The sequence below is a fragment of the Halomonas sp. genome, from assembly GCF_033549285.1.
In the GTDB taxonomy this organism is placed as follows: Bacteria; Pseudomonadota; Gammaproteobacteria; order Pseudomonadales; family Halomonadaceae; genus Halomonas.
Genome location: NZ_JAWSUJ010000170.1, coordinates 1 through 4,988, shown reverse-complemented (window position 1 = coordinate 4,988; position 4,988 = coordinate 1). Strand labels below are relative to the sequence as shown.

Below are 4,988 nucleotides of genomic sequence, written 5' to 3'. Positions count from 1 at the left end.
GAGCCGGGTGCGTCAATTGCGCATGCCCGGATCTGAGGGGGGCCGGGTCGAGCAATCGCCCGGTCTACCCGACTAGTACTAACCATCTCAACTGATCCGACGGTCATCCCTTGAGGCAACACGAGACGCCGTATCACCCAAGATGTCAGTGCATGGAAGAAGGCGAGTTAAGGGCGTCGACAACCCTGCGTCAGAGGATGAATGATGCAGCTGGTCTACTGTTCAATCAGAGCGTCCATCAGCTATTCCAGCTGCTATCGTATTTTTCATAGTCGAAGGCTGGCATGTCCGAGAGCGACTCTCTGGGATAGGAAAGTTCATAGTGCATGGCACCAGGCTGCCAGTCATCCGGATGGCCATAGAAGGGATACGCATAGGGGCCATTGCCGAACTCGGCGCTCGAAGGCTTGACTACGATGGCCTGCATCACGCCGTCTCGGGTGAAGAGTGCATCCGTGATATAGCCCACACCAGTGTCCTTACCAAGGCTGGCAAAGTCATCGATGATGTCGGTGATCTTCCAGATACGTGGCCCCGTCATGACATCGCTTTCCACTTGGGTGCTTTTCTCAAGATCTCCCTTGAAGATGTAGGCATCGTCGACATACTCATCGTTGAAAAGGTTGTAGTCTTCGACATTGTCTTCGCGAACCGGTATGCGAACGCCTTCTTGACCAAGTTCAGTCTCCCCCCATGGAATGGAGACGTGCCTGTCCCCGCTTTCCCACATGCCACCGACCTCCGCGATGAGGGTCACAATCTGATTTTCTTCATCCAGAATGATATTCTCGATCGTGCCAACAACATTGCCTTGAGCGCCTATCGCCTTGGTGTTCAGCAGTGTCTCGGCTCGGATACCTCCTTGCTGATAAAGCGCCTGGTAACTCCATTCATCCAAGGGGCGAGGGTTAGCCTGACCCTGTGCGGCCTGAGCTGTCGGCATGGAGATGGTCATTATTGCGAAGGATAGTGCAGATAAAGTTTTGCCATACGGGTTCATGGTGAGTTCCCTTTCGTATATCTCGTGTTACCATAGTACATGCTTGGTTTTGACGCCAATAGGGCCATTTTCATATGGTTGTATTCGAAGATTTTGATAGAAGGATTTTTCCATGCATGCCTGGGTGATTTCACCCATTATCAGCGTAAGAGTCGCATCCTAAAGAAAGCGGCCCTCCCGAAGGAAGGACCGCTCAAGACGCTTCCTTGAGACTGGATTAGCTGCTGCTATCTTCCTGACTGTCATCGAGAATGACGACGGAATCAGCCATCAATTCCATGCTCTCGAACAGGTCAGCCTCCATATCACCGGTCACCGTGACCAGGTCGCCCTCGTCAATCTGCTGATAACCTTTCTCGTCGAGGGGATCATAACCCAGCGACGCAGTATCGATCATCATCTGCCGAGGGCCAGTGTCGATGGTAAATTCGTAATCTCCGGTGCTGGTGACCGTTCCGGTCAGTTCGGTATAGCCTGCAATGATTGGTGTCACCACACTGTAATTCAGCGTTTCTTCATCGGCGCTGTCGGCATAGAAGTAGGTGCCTAGACTCTCGACATAGACGCTGCCGGCCTCGATCGTGTTGGCCTCGGCAATGCCATCATCCACCTTGCCATAGACCGTGACCTTGTCACCCTCTATCAATCCATAGCCATCCTTTTCATACCAGCTCCAATCGTCCATCTCGACCGTGATGCTACCTTGTCCATAATCCAGAACGAAGGAACTGGGGCCCGTATCCACCGCCGTACCGCTCAGGTTTATCCAGGTATCATCGGGTTTCGTGTAAGGCGAATCAGCCGCCAGTGCCAGGGCCGGTATCATGCTGGCCGAGGCAGTTAAGGCCAGGGTGACGGCCATTCTGGTCTTGAGCATTGACATGATAAACCTCCATGAAATTAACGAAATATCGTCAGCGGCCGCTTAGGTGACGGCCCTGATGCTCTTCTTAGAGATCGAAAAAACCATCCTCTCCGGCATCATCCCATTCGCCTTCGTCCCAATGACCGTCCTCGTTGGCATCGTAGGCGGTGTAGATGCCGTCGTAGACTTCGCCGGAGTCGACATACCCATCGGCGTTGGCATCCCATATGTCGTAATCCCAGTCGACGTCCAGCTCGACGAATTCATCTTCGTCCAGCAAGCCGTCGTCGTTGAGATCCCAGTCGGAATAGGTTCCGACATCAGACACGGAACCGTAGAACTCATCCTTGCTCAGCTGGCCATCATCGTTGACATCCTGGCTGCTGAACGAGGCAAAGGCACCCGTTGAGCCCAGGGCCAGCACCAGTCCCAGCATCACTTCTTTACGCATGACGTTCTCCCTTCATGGTTGAACAAGCTTCTGCGTGTCGATTACAGGGCAGGTTGCCCTTACCGACACCCTGAGCCTCGGCGGTCGGGATTAACTGAACCTTAGCGCTGTGCAGGATGGTCACATCAGGTCAGTGCTAAGGTAGTAGCAGCCGCCCCTTCCGAGGAGGCAGACTACGGCCTGGAGGAGAACCAATTGCGAATCCTGCTGGTAGAAGACGACGAAATCCTTGGCGATGGGCTCTGTGAAGGGCTTCGGCTGGACGGCCATACCGTGGACTGGCTGACGGATGGCAGCACCGCCGAAGGTGCCCTGGACGCCGACGACTTCGATAGCGTGGTGCTGGATCTGGCCCTTCCCGGCCGCTCCGGCATGGAGCTTCTGCGTCACTGGCGTCGCTCGCGACACTACGTGCCGGTGTTGGTGCTGACTGCTTACGGCAGCTCGCCGGACTGCATCTCTGCTCTGGATCTCGGCGCCGATGACTATGTCGTCAAGCCGGTCGATCTGGGCGAACTGGAGGCGCGCCTGCGGGCTCTGCTGCGCCGCGCAAACGGTCATGTCGACAACCGCCTGCACTGTGGGGAGCTCAGTCTGGACCGCGCCGACCAGATGGCGTGGTGTGGTGACACGGCGGTCAACCTCTCAGCCTACGAGTTCGCCGTGCTGGAGGCGTTGCTGGAGCGTCCCGGGCGAGTTGTCAGCCGCGAGCAACTGGAGTCGCGTCTGTACGGCTGGGACGAAGGGCCGGAGAGTAACAGCCTGCATGTCTTGATCCACAAGCTACGCTCGCATATCGGAGCAGACCATATAGAGACCGTACGTGGCCTCGGCTATCGGATCGTCCCATGAGCCGGCCTGTCTTCATGAAACGGCTGGCAACCAGCTTACATGCCCGCCTGATCCTGTGGTTGCTGGCGTTGCTGGGCACCGTCTGGGTAGCACTGTGGACGAATACCTGGGGCACCGCGGTGGACACCGCGACACGCGATGTTGACCAACGACTGCGGATCACCGCAACACTGCTATTGAGCCTCTATACGGGACAGACCCCTGCTAATGTTTCCGGCGGTTTGCCTACGGCACTCCCACCGGTCGGGAGTACCTTGCTGAAGATGCCAGCCGGCATGGGGTGGGAAACACCCGTCAACTTCGAGGTGGTCTCCTTCGAACACGGTCTGGTGACACGCACGCCCGACTTCCCGACAGCCGCCCGAGACGCCTCAGTGGGTTTCAATAACCGGGACATCGGGGACCGGCGGTGGCGAATCTTCACCCTGGACGACCCGCGACAGGGGCTGGTCAGCCGGGTCGCCGTTCAGCAGTCTATCGGCTCGGACCGGGCCAATACTCTGCGTGACGATTTCGCCTGGCCCCTGATCTGGCTGCTACCCGTCTTCGCCCTTCTGGCGGTGTTCTCCGTCTGGAGCGGCCTAGCTCCCCTGCGTCGCATCGAGCGGGCTATCGATACCCAGGACCCCCTTGCGCCGAGGCCAATGGGCATTAACCGCGATCGAGTACCCATGGAACTGCGTCGTCTGGTGGATACGCTTGACCACCTGATGCACCGGGTCGGCGAGGTGCTGACCCGGCAACGTGCCTTCACCGCCGGCGCGGGTCATGAACTGCGTACGCCGTTGGCAGGTTGCCGCAGCCAGCTCCAGGTCGCCCAGCGCAGCCGTGAGGATGAGTCCCGGCAACGCGCCTTGGACAAGGCGCTACACACGCTGGACCACATGTCCTCGCTGGTCGACCAGCTGCTGACCCTGGCGCGTGTCGACCCGGCCGCATCGGAACTCGATACACGCCCACTCGAATTCGGGCGGCTGGTGCGTCGGCTGGTTGCTGAACGCCAAGATGCTGCCGCCTCAGACGGAGTCGAGTTGGCCCTGAAGACGCCCGAGGATATCTCCCTGCCGATCGAAGGCAATGTCCCCCTTATGGAAACCCTGGTCTCCAACCTGCTCGACAACGCGATACGTTTCTCGCCGACTGGCGCCACGGTACAGGTCCACCTGGAGCCTCAGGGCGACCGCGCCTGCCTGCGGATTCGCGACCAGGGACCCGGCATACATTCCGCCGAGCTCGACCACCTGTTCGATCCCTTCTTCAGCAGTCAGAGCCACGGCAAGGGCAGCAACGGCCTGGGACTGGCTATCGTCCAGGCGGTGGCCAAGGCTCATGGCGGCGAGGCCAAGGCGCTACAGCCCGAGCATGGCGGAGCCGCTATCATCGTCTACTTGCCGCTCACGAGGCGGTAGCCCTCTGAAAGGCCTTGAATGTGGACTCCGTTGCTAAACCAGACTCGCATAGCTGTAGGGTCCCGGATAATTAATTACACGGGGCCGCAGCACGAAGCAATGGTTCAACGGAAAAGTCGCGGAATGCATCAGCATTAGCTCAATGTCGCTCTTGGCCGGGAGCTGATGTAGGCATCCGAAGATAGTATTTCGCCAGGCCATGGGTATCAGAACATGCCGCTTCGTGATGGTCAGCTCGATGTGATCCTACCTCAGAAGAAGGTCAGCCCGACCTGGAACAGCCGCTCCACGTCGCGCAGGCGGCGCTTGTCGATCACGAACAGGATGACGTGGTCGCCGGACTCCACCACCACGTCGTCATGGGCGATCATCACCTCCTTGCCGCGCACGATGGCGCCGATGGTGGTGCCC

The 4,988-nt window shown here is 58.3% G+C and carries 5 protein-coding genes and 1 pseudogene; 2 read left to right on the top strand and 4 right to left on the bottom strand.

What is annotated here, in order from left to right:
- Nucleotides 1–238 precede the first annotated feature (238 nt).
- From SCI24_RS20915 to SCI24_RS20905, 3 genes are all read right to left on the bottom strand, one after another.
- Nucleotides 239–1,000, bottom strand: a complete 762-nt coding sequence (locus SCI24_RS20915; RefSeq protein ID WP_318727208.1) for a PRC-barrel domain-containing protein — start codon at nucleotides 998–1,000, stop codon at nucleotides 239–241.
- A 217-nt stretch (nucleotides 1,001–1,217) separates the two neighbouring features.
- Nucleotides 1,218–1,883, bottom strand: a complete 666-nt coding sequence (locus tag SCI24_RS20910) for a hypothetical protein (RefSeq protein ID WP_318727207.1) — start codon at nucleotides 1,881–1,883, stop codon at nucleotides 1,218–1,220.
- Between the two features lie 67 nt (nucleotides 1,884–1,950).
- A complete protein-coding gene (locus tag SCI24_RS20905) occupies nucleotides 1,951–2,316 on the bottom strand; it encodes a hypothetical protein (protein ID WP_318727206.1) in 366 nt (121 codons plus the stop codon).
- Nucleotides 2,317–2,511: 195 nt separating this feature from the next.
- On the opposite strand from SCI24_RS20905, the gene SCI24_RS20900 reads away from it, so the two are divergent.
- Together SCI24_RS20900 and SCI24_RS20895 are read left to right on the top strand one after the other, a co-directional pair.
- On the top strand, nucleotides 2,512–3,168 hold the full coding sequence (locus SCI24_RS20900) for a response regulator transcription factor (RefSeq protein ID WP_318727205.1): 657 nt from the start codon (nucleotides 2,512–2,514) through the stop codon (nucleotides 3,166–3,168).
- The gene (locus SCI24_RS20895) at nucleotides 3,165–4,577 is read left to right on the top strand and encodes a sensor histidine kinase (RefSeq protein WP_318727204.1); all 1,413 of its coding nucleotides are present in this window, start codon (nucleotides 3,165–3,167) and stop codon (nucleotides 4,575–4,577) included. The genes SCI24_RS20900 and SCI24_RS20895 overlap by 4 nt, the downstream gene beginning before the upstream one ends.
- Nucleotides 4,578–4,828: 251 nt before the next feature.
- On the opposite strand, the pseudogene trkA reads toward SCI24_RS20895, so the two are convergent.
- A pseudogene (gene trkA, locus SCI24_RS20890) lies at nucleotides 4,829–4,988 on the bottom strand (Trk system potassium transporter TrkA); the annotation flags it as partial.

What these genes read in the sequence shown, in the direction of transcription:
- SCI24_RS20915 (WP_318727208.1), bottom strand. Translation starts at nt 1,000, where the DNA reads ATGAACCCGTATGGCAAAACTTTATCTGCACTATCCTTCGCAATAATG.
- SCI24_RS20910 (WP_318727207.1), bottom strand. Translation starts at nt 1,883, where the DNA reads ATGTCAATGCTCAAGACCAGAATGGCCGTCACCCTGGCCTTAACTGCC.
- SCI24_RS20905 (WP_318727206.1), bottom strand. Translation starts at nt 2,316, where the DNA reads ATGCGTAAAGAAGTGATGCTGGGACTGGTGCTGGCCCTGGGCTCAACG.
- SCI24_RS20895 (WP_318727204.1), top strand. Translation starts at nt 3,165, where the DNA reads ATGAGCCGGCCTGTCTTCATGAAACGGCTGGCAACCAGCTTACATGCC.